Source organism: Streptomyces herbicida (genome assembly GCF_032656585.1).
GTDB classification, from domain to species: Bacteria; Actinomycetota; Actinomycetes; order Streptomycetales; family Streptomycetaceae; genus Streptomyces; species Streptomyces herbicida.
The window spans coordinates 442,656-461,611 of sequence record NZ_JAUYWJ010000005.1 but is presented as its reverse complement, the minus strand read 5'-3'; the positions used below and the strand labels follow the sequence as shown (position 1 = coordinate 461,611).

General features: G+C 72.4%; 13 protein-coding genes and 2 pseudogenes. 12 read left to right on the top strand and 3 right to left on the bottom strand.

All coding sequences use genetic code 11. From position 1 onward, the window contains the following. Window position 1: 1 nt before the first annotated feature. Window positions 2-874, bottom strand: a complete 873-nt coding sequence (locus Q8A52_RS14315) for a universal stress protein (protein WP_316751790.1) — start codon at window positions 872-874, stop codon at window positions 2-4. A gap of 57 nt (window positions 875-931) precedes the next feature. On the opposite strand from Q8A52_RS14315, the pseudogene Q8A52_RS14310 reads away from it, so the two are divergent. The 5 genes and pseudogenes from Q8A52_RS14310 to Q8A52_RS14290 all read left to right on the top strand — a co-directional run bounded on the left by Q8A52_RS14310 (window position 932) and on the right by Q8A52_RS14290 (window position 7,916). Continuing rightward, window positions 932-1,285: pseudogene (locus Q8A52_RS14310) on the top strand (VOC family protein). Window positions 1,286-1,434: 149 nt separating this feature from the next. Next, window positions 1,435-3,111, top strand: coding sequence for an FAD-dependent oxidoreductase (locus Q8A52_RS14305; protein WP_316751787.1), 1,677 nt, complete (start codon window positions 1,435-1,437; stop codon window positions 3,109-3,111). Then, a complete protein-coding gene (locus Q8A52_RS14300; RefSeq protein ID WP_316751785.1) occupies window positions 3,108-4,556 on the top strand; it encodes an ATP-binding protein in 1,449 nt (482 codons plus the stop codon). Before Q8A52_RS14305 ends, Q8A52_RS14300 begins: the two co-directional genes overlap by 4 nt. Further along, window positions 4,553-4,903 carry a UBP-type zinc finger domain-containing protein gene (locus Q8A52_RS14295; RefSeq protein ID WP_316751783.1) on the top strand — a complete coding sequence of 117 codons (351 nt, stop codon included), beginning with the start codon at window positions 4,553-4,555 and terminating at the stop codon, window positions 4,901-4,903. Before Q8A52_RS14300 ends, Q8A52_RS14295 begins: the two co-directional genes overlap by 4 nt. A gap of 58 nt (window positions 4,904-4,961) precedes the next feature. Then, window positions 4,962-7,916: a helix-turn-helix transcriptional regulator gene (locus Q8A52_RS14290; protein ID WP_316751781.1), complete on the top strand. Its 2,955-nt coding sequence runs from the start codon at window positions 4,962-4,964 to the stop codon at window positions 7,914-7,916. On the opposite strand, the pseudogene Q8A52_RS14285 reads toward Q8A52_RS14290, so the two are convergent. After that, window positions 7,871-8,062 (bottom strand): annotated as a pseudogene (locus tag Q8A52_RS14285) (hypothetical protein); the annotation flags it as partial. The gene Q8A52_RS14290 and the pseudogene Q8A52_RS14285 overlap by 46 nt on opposite strands. A 167-nt stretch (window positions 8,063-8,229) precedes the next feature. Beyond that, complete coding sequence (locus tag Q8A52_RS14280; RefSeq protein ID WP_316751779.1) at window positions 8,230-10,044, bottom strand: M4 family metallopeptidase; 1,815 nt, start codon at window positions 10,042-10,044, stop codon at window positions 8,230-8,232. A gap of 307 nt (window positions 10,045-10,351) precedes the next feature. On the opposite strand from Q8A52_RS14280, the gene Q8A52_RS14275 reads away from it, so the two are divergent. From Q8A52_RS14275 to Q8A52_RS14245, 7 genes are all read left to right on the top strand, one after another. Next, on the top strand, window positions 10,352-11,572 hold the full coding sequence (locus Q8A52_RS14275; RefSeq protein WP_316751777.1) for a serine hydrolase domain-containing protein: 1,221 nt from the start codon (window positions 10,352-10,354) through the stop codon (window positions 11,570-11,572). Window positions 11,573-11,659: 87 nt separating this feature from the next. Beyond that, on the top strand, window positions 11,660-13,063 hold the full coding sequence (locus Q8A52_RS14270) for a CAP domain-containing protein (protein WP_316751775.1): 1,404 nt from the start codon (window positions 11,660-11,662) through the stop codon (window positions 13,061-13,063). A gap of 55 nt (window positions 13,064-13,118) precedes the next feature. After that, entirely contained in the window at window positions 13,119-13,796 is a 678-nt protein-coding gene (locus tag Q8A52_RS14265) for an AIM24 family protein (RefSeq protein ID WP_316751773.1), read from the top strand. Between the two features lie 180 nt (window positions 13,797-13,976). Continuing rightward, on the top strand, window positions 13,977-15,020 hold the full coding sequence (locus Q8A52_RS14260; RefSeq protein WP_316751770.1) for a tetratricopeptide repeat protein: 1,044 nt from the start codon (window positions 13,977-13,979) through the stop codon (window positions 15,018-15,020). Continuing rightward, window positions 15,017-16,045, top strand: coding sequence for a polyprenyl synthetase family protein (locus Q8A52_RS14255; RefSeq protein WP_316751767.1), 1,029 nt, complete (start codon window positions 15,017-15,019; stop codon window positions 16,043-16,045). The genes Q8A52_RS14260 and Q8A52_RS14255 overlap by 4 nt, the downstream gene beginning before the upstream one ends. 82 nt (window positions 16,046-16,127) lie before the next feature. Beyond that, window positions 16,128-17,087 carry a threonine/serine dehydratase gene (locus Q8A52_RS14250; RefSeq protein WP_316751765.1) on the top strand — a complete coding sequence of 320 codons (960 nt, stop codon included), beginning with the start codon at window positions 16,128-16,130 and terminating at the stop codon, window positions 17,085-17,087. Between the two features lie 198 nt (window positions 17,088-17,285). After that, window positions 17,286-18,929 (top strand): serine/threonine protein kinase, encoded by a 1,644-nt coding sequence (locus Q8A52_RS14245; protein WP_316751763.1) that lies wholly within the window; start codon window positions 17,286-17,288, stop codon window positions 18,927-18,929. Window positions 18,930-18,956 lie beyond the last annotated feature (27 nt).

Genomic DNA, 18,956 nt, shown 5'->3' with positions numbered 1-18,956 from the left:
GTCAGTCGTGCGGGACCACGGCCACCGGGCAGTCGGCGTGGTGCAGCACCCCGTGCGCCACCGAGCCGATCCGGGCGCCGACCGCCGTGCGATGCGCGCGCCGCCCGACGACCATCAACTGGGCCTGTCCGGCGACGGACAGCAGCACCTGGCCCGCGCTGCCCATCTCCACCTGCTCGGCCACACGGACGGCGGGGAAACGCTCCCGCCACGGCTTCAGCGCGTCGGCCAGGGCCTTCTTCTCGTACGATTCCAGGCCGCCGGCCTCGTCGAGGAGCTTCAGCGAACCCGGGCTGTAGGCGAAGACGGGCGGCAGCGTCCAGGCCCGTACGGCGCGGACCGTCGCCCCGCGGGCCGCCGCCGTCTCGAACGCGAACCGCAGCGCGGCCTCGCTGTCCTCCGGGCCGCCCTGCTGGCCCACGATCACCTCCCGCCCGGCCGCCTCGGCGGCCGGGCGGTCCCCGGCGCGCACCAGGACCACGGGCCGCGCGGCCTCGGCGATCACCTGCTGTCCGACCGAGCCGAGCAGGAACCCCACCACAGGCCCGTGACCGCGCGAGCCGAGCACCAGCATCTCCGCCTCGGCCGCGGCCCCGACCAGTGCCTCGACGGCGTGCCCCTCGACCACGTCCACGGTCACCGTCAGCTCCGGGTGGCGCTCGGTGACGGCGCGCACGGCCTGCGCGACCCCGTCCGAGACCCACCGGTGCTGTGTGTCCCGGTCCCCGGCGGCCTCCGCCTCGTGCGGGTGGAACCGCCAGGCATGCACCACGCGCAGCGGCAGTTCCCGGCGTACGGCCTCCCGCCCCGCCCACGCCAGCGCGGCGAGACTCTCCTCCGTACCGTCGACCCCTGCCGTGATCGGGCGTGTCATGCTCAGGCCTCCTCGTGATCCGCAGTTCTCCGGGCCAGTCTTCACTACGCTGCGACCATGGCGATGCAGTGGGAGCAGGTGACCGTGGACGCGGCCGACCCGGTGACGCTGGGGCGCTGGTGGGCCACGGCACTGGGCTGGGTGGTGGTCGACGACGCCCCCGACGAGTACTAGATCCGGCCGGAGCCGGACCGGCTGGCGGGGCTGCTGTTCGTGGCGGTGCCGGAGGCGAAGACCGTCAAGAACCGGCTCCACCTCGACTTCCGTCCCGACGACCAGGAGTCCGAGGTCGCCCGGCTGCTGTCCCTCGGTGCCGGGCGCGCGGACGTCGGACAGGGCGAGCAGCCCTGGACCGTGCTCACGGACCCGGAGGGCAACGAGTTCTGCGTGCTGAGCTCGCGGCACCACTGACCGCGCTCTCCCGGCCGCCCCCTGCCGCGTGGCCGCCCGCTTCCGCGTACCGGAGCGAATCCGGGCGATCGAACATACGATGGGCGGAAACCGGTGCGGTGACAACGGCGACACCGTCCCGTGAAACGACCTCTCGGGGTGGGAGACGTATGGCACAGGCCGCCGACACAGCGCGGACCGTCATCATGACCGTGGACGACGACCCGGGAGTGTCCCGGGCCGTCGCCCGGGACCTGCGGCGGCGCTACGGCGAGTCGCACCGGATCGTGCGCGCGGAGTCCGGCGAGTCCGCACTGGAGGCGCTGCGCGAGCTGAAGCTGCGCGGCGACCTGGTGGCGGTCATCCTGGCCGACTACCGGATGCCGCAGATGAACGGCATCGAGTTCCTGGAACAGGCCCTGGACGTGTACCCGGGCGCGCGGCGGGTGCTGCTGACCGCGTACGCCGACACCAACGCGGCGATCGACGCGATCAACGTCGTGGACCTGGACCACTATCTGCTCAAGCCGTGGGACCCTCCGGAGGAGAAGCTCTATCCGGTGCTGGACGACCTGCTGGAGGCATGGCGGCGCAGCGACTTCCATTGCGTGCCCAGCACCAAGGTCGTCGGTCACCGCTGGTCGGCGCGTTCGTCGGACGTGCGCGAGTTCCTGGCCCGCAACCAGGTGCCGTACCGCTGGTACTCCGTCGAGGAGCCGGAGGGGCAGCGGCTGCTGGCCGCGGCCGGGCAGGACGGGCAACGCCTGCCCCTGGTGATCACTCCGGACGGAACGCCCCTGGTGGAGCCCGAGGCGCCGGAGCTGGCCGCCCGGGTGGGGCTGGCGACCACGCCGACGGCCGACTTCTACGACCTCGTCGTCATCGGCGGCGGCCCGGCCGGGCTCGGCGCGGCGGTGTACGGGGCGTCGGAGGGGCTGCGGACCGTGCTGGTGGAGCGGTCGGCGACCGGCGGGCAGGCCGGGCAGAGCTCGCGGATCGAGAACTACCTCGGCTTCCCCGACGGCGTCTCGGGCGGCCAGCTCACCGAACGTGCCCGGCGGCAGGCCGCGAAGTTCGGTGCCGAGATCCTCACCGCGCGCGAGGTGACGGCACTCGAGGTCAACGGGGCGGCCCGCGTCGTACGGTTCGCGGACGGTTCCGCGATCGCGGCGCACAGCGTGATCCTGGCGACGGGCGTGCAGTACCGGCAGCTGGAGGCCCAGGGCTGCATCGACCTCACCGGATGCGGGGTGTTCTACGGCTCCGCACTGACCGAGGCGGCCTCCTGCCAGGGGCACGACGTGTACATCGTCGGCGGCGCCAACTCGGCGGGCCAGGCGGCGATGTACCTGTCCAGGTTCGCCAAGTCGGTGACGCTGCTGGTGCGCGGCGCCGATCTGTCGGCGTCGATGTCGTACTACCTGATCCAGCAGATCAACGAGGCCCCGAACATCTCGGTGCGCAGTCACACGGTGGTCGACGCCGCACACGGCACCGACCGACTGGAGCGGCTGACGCTGCGTCATGTGGCGAGCGGTGAGAGCGAACTGGTCGACGCCCAGTGGATGTTCGTGTTCATCGGCGCGGCCCCGCTGACCGACTGGCTGGGCGAGACCGTGCTGCGCGACGAGCGCGGTTTCATCCTCGCCGGCCCCGATCTCACCCCCGACGGCCGGCCGCCGGCGAGCTGGGAGCTGGACCGGCCGCCGTACCACTTGGAGACCAGCGTTCCCGGCGTGTTCGTGGCGGGCGACGCCCGCGCCGAGTCCGCCAAGCGTGTCGCGTCCGCCGTCGGAGAAGGAGCCATGGCCGTGATGCTCGTCCACCGGTATCTGGAGCAGTCATGAGCGGGCAGCTGATGCCGTGCAGCCCGAAGGAGATCGGCTCGCTGTTCCTGTTCGAGAAGCTGGCACCGGAGCAGCTCGGGCGGTTGTGCAGCACGGGGCGGGTGGAGCTGTTCCAGCCCGGCCCGGTCTACACCGAAGGTGATCCGGCCACCTGCTTCTATGTGATGATCGAGGGCACGGTCGTGCTCTCGCGCCGGGTCGGCGGCGACGACGTGGAGGTCACCCGGACCTCGCAGCGCGGTGTGTACGCGGGCGCCATGCAGGCCTATCTCGGCGACCGGGTGCGCCAGGTGTACAACAACTCGATGCGGGTGACGGAGCCGACGAGGTTCTTCGTCCTGCCGGGGGACACCTTCGCGGAGATCATGAGCGAGTGGTTCCCGATGGCGGTGCACCTGCTGGAGGGCCTGTTCTTCGGTTCCAAGAGCATGCAGGCCGCCATCGGGCAGCGGGAGCGGCTGCTGGCGCTCGGCTCCCTGTCGGCCGGGCTCACGCACGAGCTCAACAACCCCGCGGCAGCGGCCGTCCGGGCAACCTCGACGCTGCGGGAGCGGGTCGCGAAGATGCGGCACAAGCTCGCCGTGATCGCCGAAGGGCCCTTCTCCCGCGACGCGTTGGCGGACCTGATCGAGATCCAGGAGCGCACCGCGGAGCGGGTCTCCAAGGCACCGGCGCTCAGCCCGCTGGAGGCGTCGGACCGGGAGGACGTGCTCACCGACTGGCTGGAGAACCACGGCATCGACCACGGCTGGCAGCTGGCGCCCACCTTCGTCCAGGCCGGACTCGACGTCGACTGGCTGGAGCAGGTCGCGGCGGCCGTCGGAGAGGAGATCCTCCCCGGGGCGGTCGGATGGCTCAACTACACCATCGAGACCGAACTGCTGATGAACGAGATCGAGGACTCCACCACCCGTATCTCGCATCTGGTCGACGCCGCCAAGCAGTACTCGCAACTGGACCGGGCGCCCTACCGGATGGTGGACGTGCACGAACTCCTCGACAGCACACTGCTGATGCTGTCCGGCAAGATCGGGCAGCGCATCGAGGTGGTCAAGGAGTACGACCGCACGCTCCCGCCGGTCCCGGGCTACCCGGCCGAACTCAACCAGGTGTGGACCAACCTCATCGACAACGCGGTCTGCGCCATGAACGACGCCGGCGGAGAAGGCACGCTGACCGTGCGGACGGCGCTCGACCACGAGCGGGTGCTGGTGGAGTTCCGGGACACCGGTCCGGGGATCGCCCCGGAGATCAAGAGCCGGATCTTCGACCCGTTCTTCACCACCAAGCCGGTCGGCCAGGGCACCGGCCTGGGCCTGGACATCTCCTGGCGGATCGTCGTCAACAAGCACCACGGCAGCCTCCAGGTCGAGTCGGTGCCCGGCGACACCCGCTTCCAGGTCCTGCTGCCCATGACCGCCGAGACGCCCGAGGAGACAGCATGAGTACCGATCCCGCGATCGACCCGAGCGTCCCGCCCAGCGGCACCGGCTGCGTGGAGTGCGACGAGGTCGGCGGCTGGTGGTTCCATCTGCGCCGCTGTACGCAGTGCGGGCACATCGGCTGTTGCGACGACTCCCCCGCCAAGCACGCCACGGCCCACTACCGGGCCACCGGGCACCCGGTCATCCGCAGCTTCGAGCCGGGCGAGGGCTGGTTCTGGAACTACGACACCAACGAGTTGTACGAATCCGGTCCCGAGCTCGTCCCGCCGGTCGCCCACCCCGCGGACCAGCCCACGCCGGGCCCGGCCGGACGGGTGCCGGGGAACTGGGCGCAGACCCTGCGCTGAACATCCGCGATCATGGGCCGCGGGCCGCATTGTCGGTGCCGCGTGCCAGGATGGGTCCGTGCCGCAGACCGCCTTCACCACACCACCGCTGATCGGCCGGGACGAGGAACTCGACCGCCTCACGGGTGTGCTGGAGCGTGCCCGGCGCGGCGAGGCGCGGGCCGTGCTGATCGCCGGGGACGCGGGGGTCGGCAAGACACGGATGCTGGACGAGGCCGCCGGGCGGGCGGCGGGGGCCGGGACGACAGTGGTCACCGGACACTGCGTCGACCTCGGTGACGTCGGCCTGCCGTATCTGCCGTTCACCGAGATACTCGGCGCGCTCGCCGCCGACGAGCGGTTCGCCGCCGCTGTCGCCGCGCATCCGGTGGTGGACCGGCTGCTGGGCGGCGGGTCGGACGTGGCACGGGACGCGGACGGCCGGCTGCGGCTCTTCGAGGGCGTGGCGGGACTGCTGGCCGACCTCGCGGACCTCGCTCCCCTGCTCGTCGTCCTGGAGGATCTCCACTGGGCCGACCAGTCCTCGCGGGACCTGCTCAGGTTCCTGCTCAGCCGCGGCATCCTGCAGAGGTCGGCCGGCGGCGCGCCCGCCCACCGGCTCACGGTGTTCGCCTCGTACCGCGCGGACGACCTGCACCGCCGCCACCCCCTGCGCCCCCTGCTGGCCGAACTCGTCCGGCTGCCCTCGGTCGAGCGCCTGGAACTGCGGCCGCTGGCCGACCCCGAGGTGGCCCGGCTGGTCCGGGCACTGCAGGACCGTCCGCTGCCGGAGGCCACCGTCCACCGGATCGTGCAGCGCGCCGAGGGCAACGCCTTCTACGTGGAGGAACTGGTTGCGGCGACCGGCGCGGACGCCGACGGGGTGCCCAGCGGGCTCGCGGACCTGCTTCTCATCCGGGTCGAGCAACTGTCCGACACCGCCCAGCAGGTGCTGCGCACCGCCGCCGTCGCCGGGCGGCGCGTCGGCCACGACCTGCTGCGCGACGCGGTCGGACTCCCGCAGGACGAGCTGGAGTCGGCGCTGCGCGAGGCCGTCGGACGGCAGCTGCTCGTTCCCGGTGACGGGGACACGTACTCCTTCCGCCACGCCCTCGCACGCGAGGCGGTGTACGCCGATCTGCTGCCCGGCGAACGGTCCCGGCTGCACGGCGCGTTCGCCCGGCTGCTCGCCGCGAGCGGCCGGACGGCCGAGAGCGCGGCGGAGCGCGCCCATCACTACCGCGAGAGCCACGATCTGCCGGAGGCGCTCGCCGCGTCGCTCGAGGCCGCCGACCACGCCCAGCGGGTGGGCGCGCCCGCCGAGGAGCTGCGGCACCTGGAGACCGCGCTCGAACTGTGGCCCTCGGTGGAGCCGGCCGCGCGGCCGGCGGGCGCCGGACCCGACCGGGTGACGCTGACGCTGCGCGCTTCTGCAGCCGCCGCGCACGCCGGGGACTCGCACCGGGCGGTGTCCCTCACCCGGGCCGCGCTCGCCGGAGTCGGCCAGGACGCCGACTCCGAGCTCGCCGCCCGGGTCCGCTACACGCTCGCCGGGAATCTGCTGAGCGTCGACAGTCTGACGGCCGCCTTCGAGTACAGCAGCGAGGCGCTCGCCATGATCCCGGCCGAGCCGCCGTCCCGGACGTGGGTGTGGGCGGCCGCGACCCATGTCATGGCGGCGCGTCAGGTCGGCGAGGACGGGACCGCGCTCCGGGTCGCCCGCCGGGCCCTGCGCGTGGCCGAGGAGCTGGGGGTGACCGATGCGCGGGCCGATCTGCTGATCTCCCTGGCAGGTCTCGAAGGGGGCGGCCGCCGCACCCCGCAGGGCCGGGAGCGGCTGCGGGAGGCGCGGGAACTGGCCAGGAGCTCCGGGCATGCGCCGGTGGAGATGCGGGCGCTGTTCAATCTCGCCGTGGGCTGCTTCGAGTCCGGCGACCTCCAGGACTGTCTGCCGTGGCTGGACGAGGGGCTGGAGCGGGCCCGTCGTGCCGGGCTGCTCTCCTCGCCGTATCCGCGCGAGATGCGCTATCTGCGGCTGCTGGTGCTGTACACGCTGGGCCGCTGGGACGAGTGCGTGCGCGCGGCACACGCGGACGCCGCGCAGGTGGACGGCTACGCCGCCGGTCCCGTGCTGTACGTGGCGCTGGCACGCGGCGACCGGGCAGCCGTCGAGGGTGCCCGCGCCCTGCTGGACGGGCCCTTCGACTGGATGGGGACGCTCGTCGCGGGCATCGCGCTGACGGACGCCGCGGCCCTGGACGGCGATGCCGAGGCGGCCGTGGAGCGGATGCGGGCGACGGTCACAGCCCTCACCGACGACTCGGGCCGGCGCCCCGACGTCACGGTCCGGCTGGCCGCGCTCTGTCTCGCCGCCGTGGCCGACCAAGCCGCCGAGCTGCGCCGCACCGGTGACGAGGCGGGAAGGCTGCGCTGGACGGACACCGCGAGCGAACTCGTGGAGCTGGCGCGGACCACGGCCGAGCGGGGCGGTGACGGCGGCACTCAGGGTCCCGAGGGCCTGGCGTGGCTGGCCCGCGCCGAGGCTGAGTGGGTGCGGGCGGTGTCCGGGCCGGACGCGGCGGCCTGGCAGCAGGCGGTCACGGCGTTCGAGCACGGTGAGGTGTACGAGCGGGCGCGGTGTCAGATACGCCTGGCCGAGGCCCTGTTGGCGGCCGACCGCCGGGCGGATGCGGCCGCCCCGGCGCTCGAGGCCCGGCAGACGGCCGCCCGGCTGCGCGCCGCGCCGCTGCTGGAGCGGATCGACGCCCTGATCCGCCGTGGCCGCCTCGCGGACACTCCGTCGGGCGAGGCGCGCACAGCACCGCTCACCGCCCGAGAGCAGGACGTGCTGCGGCTCCTCGCACGGGGCCGCAGCAACCGTCAGATCGGCGAGGAGCTGTTCATCACCGGCAAGACCGCGAGCGTCCACGTCTCCAACATCCTCGCCAAGCTGGGCGCCGCGAGCCGCACGGAGGCGGTGGCCATCGCCTACCGCGAGGGCCTGATCACCCCGGAGCCGACCGTCTCCGGGTGACAGTCGAGCCGGTCCGGTTCGACGGCGTCCGCCATGGCCCGCATGCCCTTGTCGTTGGGGTGCAGATGGTCGCCGCCGTCGAAGAAGGGCAGGATCCGCTCGGGGTCGTAGGGGCTGCGCAGGATCCGGTCGAAGTCGGTGACCGCCGTTGCCGACGTCGAGGGAGTCCAGGTCGTTCCAGCCGCCGGGGCCCGCGTGCCGGGTCCAGCCGGGGGTGTCCACGGTTGCCGGAAAGGCAGTTGTACCGGGGGCCGACATGCGGGTGCCCCGCGCATGGCGGGGCACCCTGGTCTGCCGTGCGACCGGCCTGTCGTCAGTGACGGGCGGCCGGCATGTTCGCGGCGGTGACGTTGACCGCGGCCCAGGCCCGGTCGACCGTCTTGTACTCGACGCTGGAGGCGCCGTACAGGTCCTTGGCCGCCTTCAGCGTCGCGACACGCGCGTCGTGGAAGTCGGTCGAGGAGACCATGTAGCGGGTCAGGGCACGGTAGAAGATCGCCGTGGCCTTGGTCCGGCCGATGCCCTTGACGGTCCCGCCGTCGTAGGTCGGCGAGTCGTACTTGACGCCGTTGATCGTCTTCTGGCCGCTGCCCTCCGCGAGGAGGTAGTACGCGTGCGAGGAGACACCGGAACCGGCGTGCACCTCGGTGTAGTACACCTCGGGCTTCCAGTAGTCGATCGTGCCCTCGAGCCGGTCCAGCGACGGGTGGTCGAGGCGGCGCAGGAACTTCTGCTGGAGGCCCAGCTTCTCGCCGATCAGGTAGTCCGGCGTGTCCTTCGTGTTCTTGGTGAAGAACTCGACGTTGGAGCCGAAGATGTCGGCCAGCGACTCGTTCAGCGAACCGGGCTCGCCGTACTGGTTGCCCTGCTCGTCGACGAAGGTAGGCTCGAGCTTCGCGGTCGCGTCCACCACGCCGTGGGTCAGCTCGTGACCGGTGACGTCGAGGACGACGAGCGGCTTCTTGAACATGTCGCCGTCACCGTCGCCGTACAGCATGCAGCCGCACGTCGGGTCCCAGAAGGCGTTGGCGACCTTCTTGCCCCAGTGCACCATGCCCTTGGCGGGCTTGCTGTTGTTCGCAATGCCCTTGCGGTTGAAGGTCTTCTTGTAGAAGTCCAGGGTCTTGGTGATGCCGTACTGGGCGTCGACTGCGGCGCTGGCGCGGCTGGAGGTCGTGCCGTTGCCGAAGGTCTTGCTGGAGCTGGTGATCTTCTTGCCGGCGCCGAAGCTCTCGGTCTCCGTCCCCTTGGCGTCCCGGGTCTCGGTGCCGTAGCGGTTCGGGTCCTTCAGCAGGAAGGTCGTACGGGCCGTCTGCTGGACGGTCAGCCCGACCGTGCCGACGAACAGCGACTTGCCGGTGCCCGCCACCGTCTTCGGGTAGCCGGTGGCGCCGGCCGAAGACGACACCGAGGACAGCGACGAGTCGGCGAGGCCGGCACCCTGGGTACCGAGGCCCGTGGCCGGGTCGATCGTCTCGCCCCGCTTCTGCAGGGTGTCGAGCAGCTTCGGCGACAGGAACTCGTCGCTGACGGGAGCGTTGCTGCGCACCTTGCCCGTAACGGCGTCGACGACGACCGTCCGGGCGCCGTTGCCCTCGGTGGTGCTGCTGTCGGTCACCGTCACCTGGTAGGCGAGGGCCGAGGCGCCCCCACGGGCGTCCACCACGAGCTGGGCGCTGCCCGCGTCGCCCTTGGCGGCCGCGGCGGCCTTCTGCTCCGCCTGCTCGGCGGTCAGCTTCGCCTGCGATGCGGCGGGCTTGACGGCGTGGCCGGCCGCGCGGGTGACACCCGCGTAGGCCAGCTGCCGGGAGAGGTGGACGACGAGGTCGCCACCGAGCACCGGCATTCCATTGTGCGTCCGGACGAACCGGACGTGCCGGGCGCCCTCGGGATCGGTCATCACGTCCTGGGCGTGAAGCTGGTCGCCCTGGGAGACGCCGGTCGCCGACGCGTGGGCGAAGGCGGCGGCACGCGCCGCCGACACCACCGACGCGGCCGTCGAGGCCTCCGACGTCACGCCGTGCTCCACCCCCGTGGAGGGACCCGCGAATGCAGTACCGGCGAGGCCCGTGGCGGCCGTCGTCACGGCGACGGCAACCGCCACGCTGCGTATGTGCGGTCTACGCACTGATCAGGGTTCCTTCGTTCGAAGACGGCCGGGATCACCAACCGCCTTGCGGCATGGCGCCGTTGAGCACCACGGGAGCTGGTCGGGCCCCAGACGAAACCCTTACGGATAAGTCATGTCCACGTAAAGCCAAAATGATCACTTTCGCGGCCTTTTATGGCAATCCTTTACAAAAGGCTGCCGCAGGGTGATCAACAACTGACCAACTGTGTGTCAACTGTGGAGATGTGACCGGCTGCGAGTAGGTTCCCTCGGCGGAATGTGACCGATCTCGCACTGAAAACCGCGGAGATGGGAGAGGCAACGGATGGTCTCGGCAACGGTGGGCAAGAGCGCGGTGCTCGGAGCGGTCGTGGTGTCGCTCCTCGCGGTGCCGGCACAGGCGGCGACCGGAGAGGCGCACACAGGGACGGCGGCCGGGCTGCCGGCACCCGACACCGCGGGTCTGCGGAGCGTCCTGCGGTCGGCGGTCGCGCAGGGCGCGCCCGGCGCGATGGCGCGGATCGACGACAACGGGTCGATGTACCGGGCGACCTACGGCTTCGCCGACCTGAGGACCCGGCGGGCCATCGACGGCGACGACCGCTTCCGCGTCGGCAGCGTCACCAAGACCTTCTCCGCCGTCGTCCTGCTGCAACTGGCCGACGAGCACCGGCTCACCCTGGACGCCCCGGTCAACCGCTATCTGCCGGGCCTGCTGCCCGACGACCGGATCACGGTGCGGCACGTGCTGAGCCATCGCAGCGGGCTGTACGACTACACGAACGACATGTTCGCCCACTCCGTCTCCGGCTTCGAGTCGGTGCGCAACAAGGTCTTCACCTACCGCCAGCTGGTGAAACTGTCTCTCGCGAAGCCGCGCACCAACGCGCCCGGGGCCGCCTACTCGTACTCCAACACCAACTTCGTGGTCGCCGGGATGCTGATCGAGAAGCTCACCGGCCACTCGGTGCGGACCGAGTACGTGAACCGCATCTTCAAGCCGCTGCATCTCAACGACACCTTCTACGTCCACCCCGACAAGAAACTCCCCGGCCGCTACACCCGCGGCTACCTCACCCCCGACACGGCCGGCGCCCCCCTGGTGGACGCGACCGAGCAGACGGTGTCCTGGGCGCAGAGCGCGGGCGCCATCATCTCCGGCACACGGGATCTGAACACGTTCTACTCGGCCCTGCTCCGCGGCCGGCTGACCTCGTCCGCGCGCCTCGCCGAGATGGAACGCTGGACGCCGGTCAACAGCACGACGGCGTACGGACTCGGCCTGCGGCGCCGCACCCTGTCGTGCGGGATCTCGGTGTACGGCCACACGGGCGCCGTCCAGGGCTACTACACCTACGCCTTCACCACCAAGGACGGCCGGCGCAGCGTCGCCGCGGTCGCCACCACCTCCAACAACGGCACCGTGCTCAACACGATGGCGGGCACGCTGGAGTCGGCGTTCTGCGGCAAGCCGAAGAAGGCGGCGCCCGACGCGGCGGTCGTCGAGCGGAACGAGGACGCCGCGCCCGCGCCGACAGGCGACTGAGGCGGCGGGAACCAGCTCGCCGCGCCCGGACGTTGTACGGGCGGCTCCCCCACCGGGGCCGAGGTCCCACCACTCCTGGGCGGCGCGATGAGCGAGCTGGTTCCCGGGGGCAATCTGCCCCTTCCGGGCGGCTCGCTGATCCTGCGGGTGCCCGGTCCCTTCGACGTGTCGGCGCTGATCACCGGGGGCGAGGGCAGGGTCGGCAGCGACGGCGACTTCGTGTTCTACAACCAGCCGGCCGCCCCCGGTGTCCGGCTGCGCGGCGACACGCTGACCGTCGAACCGGCGCTGCTGCGCCCGGGCGCCGTGCGGGTCACCGTGGCCGTCAGCGCCGCCGAGCCGGACACGCCGCTCGGCCGGCTGCCCGCGTCCGAGCTCCAGGTCACCGATCCGCGGGGGCGTACGCTCGCCCGTTTCACCCCGCCCCGCCCGCAGCGCGAGACCGTGCTGCTGCTCGCCGAGATATACCGCCGGGGCACGGGCTGGAAGCTTCGCGCGATCGGGCAGGGGTACGCCGACGGACTGGCTGGGCTGGCCCGGGACTTCGGGGTGGACGTGGCCGAGGACCGCCCCGGGCCGACGGCACCCGCGCACCGCCCGACCGTGCCGGAGCAGCGATCGGCACGCCACGCACCGCGGCCCCCTTCACCGCAGCCCCCGGCACCGCGGCCCCCTTCGGCGCGCCTCCCGGCACCGGCCGCCGTTCCCGCCTCCGACCCCGAGGGCTTCCTGGACCTCGTCAACTCCGCCCGCGCCGGGGCCGGTTCCCTGCCGGTCACTCTCGACGCACGTCTCGTCTCGGCCGCCCGGGCCCATGCCGCCGCGATGGCGGCCGACGGGCGTCTGGGCGGCGAGAGCCGGGACGGCACCTCGGTCCACCAACGGATCACGGCCGCCGGATACGCCTACGCCACAGTCGGCGAACACCTGGTCTCCGGGCCGCGCACCCCCGCCGAGTTCATCGCGTACTGCCTGCGCACCGAGCAGGCCCGGCGCACGCTCCAGGACCCCGCCTTCACCCAGGCCGGCCTGGCCCACGTCACCGGTGGCCGCACGGGCGACACCTACTGGACCGCCCTGTGGGCCCGGCCCCTCGCCGCGGGCGACCTGGAGCGCACCCGCGCCGAGGTCGTGGAGCTCACCAACGCGCAGCGCCGCCGGGCCGGGTTGCCGCCGCTGGCCGTCGATCCGCTGCTCACGGCCGCCGCCCAGGCGCACAGCGCGGACATGGTGGCGCACGACTTCTACTCCCACACCGCACCCGGGGGTTCCCAGCCGTGGGACCGGGCCGCCGCCGCGGGCTCGGCCCGGCGCACGATCGGCGAGAACATCGCCTGCGGTCAGCGCTCCCCGGCCGAGGTGGTGGACGGCTGGATGAACAGCCCCGGACACCGCGCCAACATCCTCGAACCCGGCTTCACCCACATCGGTGTCGGCTTCGCCGGGGGCGGCCGGGCGGGCACGTACTGGACCCAGCTCTTCGGTGCCTGAGCCGGTGCTGTCCGTGATCTTGGCGGAACGAATCCTTCCGGGACACCATGCCCGCATGAAGGGTGATCTCTTTTCCAGTACGCACATGGTGCAGCCGGCCGTCGAGCCGGGCATGACCGTCGAGAACGCCAAATGCCTCAAGTACACCGTGAACGGTGAGATGTTCGCCCGCCAGGGCGCGATGGTCGCCTATCGCGGCAGCCTCAAGTTCGAACGCAAGGGGCAGGGCGTGGGCGGCATGCTCAAGCGTGCGGTCACCGGTGAGGGGCTGCCGCTGATGGCGGTGCGCGGCCAGGGCGAGGCGTGGTTCGCGCACGAGGCGCAGAACTGTTTCATCGTCGAGGTGGAGCCCGGCGACGAGTTCACCGTCAACGGCCGCAACGTCCTGTGTTTCGACGCCTCGTTGTCGTACGAGATCAAGACGGTCAAGGGCTCGGGCATCGCCGGGGGCGGCCTGTTCAACAGCGTCTTCACGGGCCAGGGCGGGCTCGGTCTGGTCTGCGAGGGGAACCCGCTGGTCATACCGGTCTCGGCGCAGCACCCGGTGTACGTCGACACGGACGCGGTGGTGGGCTGGACGGCGCACCTGCAGACGTCGTTGCACCGCTCGCAGTCCATCGGGTCGATGCTGCGCGGCGGTTCCGGGGAGGCCGTCCAGCTGATGCTGCAGGGCGAAGGGTACGTCGTGGTCCGCCCGAGCGAGGCGACGCCGCAGAAGGCGCAGCAGCACTGACCCACGGCGAAGTGATCTGCGTCTCGGAAGCAACCCCTCCGCTCTTGCCGGCGTCTTGATCCACAACAACGCGATGCCCTGGCCCGCGTGGCCAGGGCACATTTCCGACGGACTATACATTGCGCGTATACATAGGGTGCATACACGCCGTGTATACGCTCCGCGTATCGAAAGGCATCCATGTACGGCAAGGCATCTGCCCCGGAGTACCAGGGCGCCCTGACCACCCTGTCCGTGAACTCCTCCCTGGTCGACGTGCTGGCCGCGGGCACCGAGCAGCTGCGGGAGGCAGAGCGGGCCGGACGGCGCGACGAGGCGGCGCGGTGCGGACTCGCCGTCGCCGAGGCGCACCGGCGACTCGGCCAGGTGGGCGACGCGGACCGGGCGTGGAAGGCGAGTTACCGCGCCGCCCGGGAGGCCGGGGACACGGCAGCGATGGCCTGGGCGCTGTGGAGCGGCGGCACGCTGGCCCGGCAGCGCGGCGCGTTCCCGCTGGCCTGGCGGCTGCTGGGACTGGCGGCCGAACTCGGCGAGCGCGGCGGCGACATCGTCGTACGGGGCTACTCGCTGGCCGGCCTCGCGGAGACCGGGCGCATCCAGGGTGACTACGAGGCCGTGGGCCGGCTGCACGAACAACTGCTGGCCGAGGCCCGCAAGCGCGGCGAGGCACGGCACACGGTGTGGGCGCTGGAGGGCATCGCGCAGATGCACCGCAACACCGGCTCCTACGACACGGCGTACGCGATGTTCGAGGAGGCGGCGGAGATAGCCGCGCGGGCCGAGGACCGGCGCGGTCACGCCTGGGCGCTGCGCGGACTCGCCGACATCCTCTCGGTGCGCGAGGGGAACACCGACCGGGCGCTGGAGCTGCTGTCGCAGGCGGAGGCGACGTGCCGCGCGATGAACCTCACCAGCGCACTGGCCTACAACCACAAGATGCGCGGCAACGTCTTCTACCGCGCGGGTCGTTACACCGAGGCCCGGGAGCTGTACGAGCAGGCCCTCGAGGAGTTCCGCGCGATGGGCGAGCCGCGCGGCGAGGCCCTGGCCCGGCTCGGCCTGGCCAAGTCGCTGGCCCGCCTCGGCCGCGACCGTGCCGAGACCCTCGCGGAACTGGCGGATCTGGCCCGGACGCTGGAGGGCAGCGGGCTGCGGCACGCACGGGAGATGGTGGCCCGCGCCCAGGAGGACTTCGGTCTCGTCGGGGCGGAGGCCGTACGGTGACGGCGCTTGACTCGGCGGTGCAGGCACCGCCCTCCGCGTCCCGGGTCCTGGAGCGCTGCCGGGAGCTGGTGCGGCCCGCGCTGGCCGACGCCGTCGGGCGGCTGCACCCGTGGGTGGGTGAGATGGCGGCCTACTCCTTCGGCTGGTGCGAGATCGGCGGGGCACCCGCCGTGGCGCCGGGCGGCAAGGGCGTGCGGCAGGCCCTGGCCGTGCTCGGGGCCGAGGCGGCGGGCGCACCCGGGCGGGCCGGGGTCAGCGCCGCGGTCGCCGTGGAACTCGTGCACACCTTCTCGCTGCTGCACGACGACATCATGGACGGCGACGCCGCCCGGCGACGCCGCCCCACCGTCTGGAAGGCCTACGGCACCGGCCCCGCGGTACTGGCCGGGGACGCCCTGTTCGCGCTGGCCGTCGAGACCCTCGCCGCCACCCCCGGCGGTGCGGCGGCCCTGCGGCTGCTGTCCGCGGCCCTGGCCGACCTGGTGCGGGGGCAGGCGGACGACCTGCTGTTCAGCACCCGGCCCTGGACCGGTCCGGAGCGGGTCCGTCCGCAGGAGTACCGGGCGATGGCGGAGCACAAGACGGGTGCCCTGCTGGGCTGCGCGGCCGCGCTGGGTGCCTCGCTCGGCGGCGCCCCCGATGCCACGGTCGCCGCGCTGGACCGGGCCGGACGGCATCTGGGGATCGCCTTCCAGATGATCGACGACGTCCTGGGGATCTGGGGCGACCCGGCCGTGACCGGCAAGCCCGTGCACGGCGATCTGCGCGAGCGGAAGAAGACTTTCCCGGTCCTGGCCGCGCTCTCCTCCCCCGCCGCCGAGCGCCTGGCCGTACTGCTCGACACCGAGGAGACGGTCGCGGCGGCCGCGCTGATCGAGGAGGCGGGCGGCCGTACCGCGGCACTCTCCGAAGCCCGCCGGCACACGACCGCCGCGGAGTCGGCGCTCGCCGGTGCGCCGCTCGCGCCCGGGGCCGCCGCGGAGCTGCGCCGCCTGCTGGACCACCTGCTGCGCCGCGACCTCTGAAGCCGTGTTGACCTGCACCGGGTCGCCGGGTCAGGGTGCAATCGGCGCGGTCCCTCACCCCGCGCCGAGAGGGTGGACTTCCTTGATCGGCATCTCGGACATCGAAGCCGCAGCGGAGCGGATCGCCGGACACGTCGTACGCACCCCGACCGTGCCGAGTCCCGGCCTGTCCGCACTGCTCGGCGTCCCGGTCACCACGAAGCTCGAACTCCTGCAGCGCACGGGCTCGTTCAAGGCGCGCGGCGCGACCGCGAAGCTGCTGTCGCTGAGCGAGGCCGAGCGCGCCGCGGGCGTGGTGGCGGTCAGCGGCGGCAACCACGGCATCGCCCTCGCGGTGATGGCCGCCGCTCTCGATGTGAAGGCGACGGTCGTCATGCCGCGCACGGCGCCCGCGCGGTCCATCGCGATCGCGCAGGATGCGGGGGCGTCGGTGCGGCTGACCGACGGGATGGACAGCGCGTTCGAACTGATGGAACGGCTGCGGGAGGAGGGACTGACCCTGGTCCACCCCTTCGACGACCCGGTCGTCGTCGCCGGACAGGGCACCGTCGGCCTGGAGTTCGCCGCGGACGCCGGTGAGCTGACGGACGTGCTGGTCAGCATCGGCGGTGGGGGTCTGATCGCCGGTGTGGCGGCCGCGCTGCACGCCCTGCGGCCCGGCGTCCGGATCTGGGGGGTGGAGACGGAGGGTGCCCAGGCCATGTCCGAGGCGCTGGCGGCGGGCGGCCCGGTGCCGGTCGCGCTGTCCTCGATCGTGACCACGCTCAGCGCGCCGAGCGTGTCACAGCTGACGTACGACCATGTGTCCGCCCTGGTCACCGAGGTCCTGGTGGTCCCCGACCGGGAGGCCGTCCGGGGCTGCCTCGACCTCGCCGAGCACGCCAAGGTGTGGGCGGAACCGGCCGCCGGCTGTCTGCTGCCCGCGGCCCGGCGGGTGCTGGACCGGGTGGGCGACGGCGCCGGGCTCGGGCTGGTGGTGTGCGGGGGCAACACGAGCCCCGGGGACGTCAAGAAGTGGACGGAGCAATTCAGCCTGTGCTGAGGCAGCACCGCACCGGAATGCTTACCCTCGGTTACCCGCAGGTCGAGGCGGGGAAATTCGCTGTCTTCCACAAGCCGTGGGTGCGCTGGGCCGGTTGAATAAAAGGCGAGAAGCAGGCCGGAGTTGCAGATCCTTTGAACACTCACCGTCGCGCCCCGCGTACCTCTGGGAAAGACGAGGCAGGGGCTTCAGCGAAGGATGACCATGGGCAAGGCGCACGTCTCCGGACAGGAATTGGTCGCCGGGAGGTATCGGCTCCTCGAGGTGGTCCACCGCGAGACGAACCGGATCTGCTGGTACGCCGAGGACCTGGAGGCGCAGCGGCCCCGGCTGGTGACACAGACCGAGCTGCCGGACCGGCCGGCCGAGGAGACCGCGCGCCGGACCACCGCCCGCGTCCTGCGCACCACCGAGCTCATGGGCATGCTCCGGCCCGGCCGGGTGGCCACGGTGATCGACGCGATCGAGGACTCCGGCACGCTGTGGACGGTCATCGAGTGGATCGACGGCATCCCACTGGGCGAACTCCTGTCCCAGCAGAGCGCGTTGAACTACGTGCGGGCGGCCCGGATCGGCCTGGAACTGCTCGATGTGCTGGAGGCCGCGCACGGCGAGGGCTTCACGCACGGCGAACTCAGCCCCGGCCAGGTGTTCGTGCGCGACCAGGGCCCGGTCGTGGTCACGGGCTTCGGACTGGCGGGCGCGACCCTGGCCCCGCGGGTCACGGCACCCTCGTACGCCGCGCCCGAACAGGCCCGTGACGAGCGCCTCGGCCCGGCCGCGGACCTGTGGGCACTGGGCGCGATCCTCTACACGATGGTCGAGGGACGGCCGCCGTTCCGCGACCGGGGCCGGCCCGACACCACCCTCAGGGCAGTGGAGCGACTGCCCCTGCGCACCCCGCTGCGCGCCGGTCCGCTGGCCCGGGTCGTACAGGGACTGCTGCGCAAGGACTGCCGGGAGCGGCTGACCGGGACCGTGGTGCGCGAGGCCCTCATGCGCATCCTCGCCGAGGACGCCGACGCGGACCGGGAGCCCGCCCCCGTCCCCCGGTTGCGCGGCGCCTATCTGACCGCCCTGCGCGCCGGTCGGGGATGGAGCAGAAGGACCATGGCCGTCGGCACCGCGCTTGCCGTCCTCACCGTGTCCGCCGCCGTGCTCGCCGTGACCCACGGGCTCCCCGGCACCGGCACCTCCGACACGGCGGGATCGGCGACCCGGCCGTCCGCCGCGGCAGACCCGACCGGCAACCGCACCGACGGCAACGGCTCCCGAACCCCCGCGGCACCCGCACCCACGCCGACACCCACGCCCGGCTCCGCCACCCCCACCGCTACGGCCTCGACCTCCCCCTCGGCCACCTCCAACGCCCTGCCGACCGGCTACCGCCGCTACACCGCACCCGAGGGTTTCTCGGTCGCCCTCCCCGACGGCTGGACAAGGCAGGCCACCGCACGCGAGGGCGATCGCGCCTACCGTGTCACGTTCGGACCCGGCGGCGACGATCCCCGCACCCTGGCGGTCACCTACAGCTCGCAGGTCGGCCCGGACCCGGTCGCCGTGTGGCGGGACGAGGTCCAGCCCGATCTGGCGCGCACGGACGGCTTCCAGCGGATCGGGGACATCGAGGCGACGACGTACCAGGGCTACAAGGGCGCCGACATGGAGTGGTTCTCGGGATCCGGTAGCGACCGGGCGCGCACCTTCGGCCGCGGCTTTCTCATCGGCGGCCGGCACAGTTTCTCGCTGCGCTTCACGGCTCCGGCCGACGACTGGAACACCGCCGCCGACCGGCTGGCGCCCAAGACGTTCCTGGGGACGTTCCGGATAGCGCAGAGCTGAAGCCGCGCACCGGAGAGCTGGTGCCCC

Bases quoted from the DNA above. Each gene is read 5' to 3' on its own strand.
- Q8A52_RS14315 (WP_316751790.1), bottom strand. From the start codon at position 874: ATGACACGCCCGATCACGGCAGGGGTCGACGGTACGGAGGAGAGTCTC.
- Q8A52_RS14305 (WP_316751787.1), top strand. From the start codon at position 1,435: ATGGCACAGGCCGCCGACACAGCGCGGACCGTCATCATGACCGTGGAC.
- Q8A52_RS14300 (WP_316751785.1), top strand. From the start codon at position 3,108: ATGAGCGGGCAGCTGATGCCGTGCAGCCCGAAGGAGATCGGCTCGCTG.
- Q8A52_RS14295 (WP_316751783.1), top strand. From the start codon at position 4,553: ATGAGTACCGATCCCGCGATCGACCCGAGCGTCCCGCCCAGCGGCACC.
- Q8A52_RS14275 (WP_316751777.1), top strand. From the start codon at position 10,352: ATGGTCTCGGCAACGGTGGGCAAGAGCGCGGTGCTCGGAGCGGTCGTG.
- Q8A52_RS14270 (WP_316751775.1), top strand. From the start codon at position 11,660: ATGAGCGAGCTGGTTCCCGGGGGCAATCTGCCCCTTCCGGGCGGCTCG.
- Q8A52_RS14265 (WP_316751773.1), top strand. From the start codon at position 13,119: ATGAAGGGTGATCTCTTTTCCAGTACGCACATGGTGCAGCCGGCCGTC.
- Q8A52_RS14260 (WP_316751770.1), top strand. From the start codon at position 13,977: ATGTACGGCAAGGCATCTGCCCCGGAGTACCAGGGCGCCCTGACCACC.
- Q8A52_RS14245 (WP_316751763.1), top strand. From the start codon at position 17,286: ATGACCATGGGCAAGGCGCACGTCTCCGGACAGGAATTGGTCGCCGGG.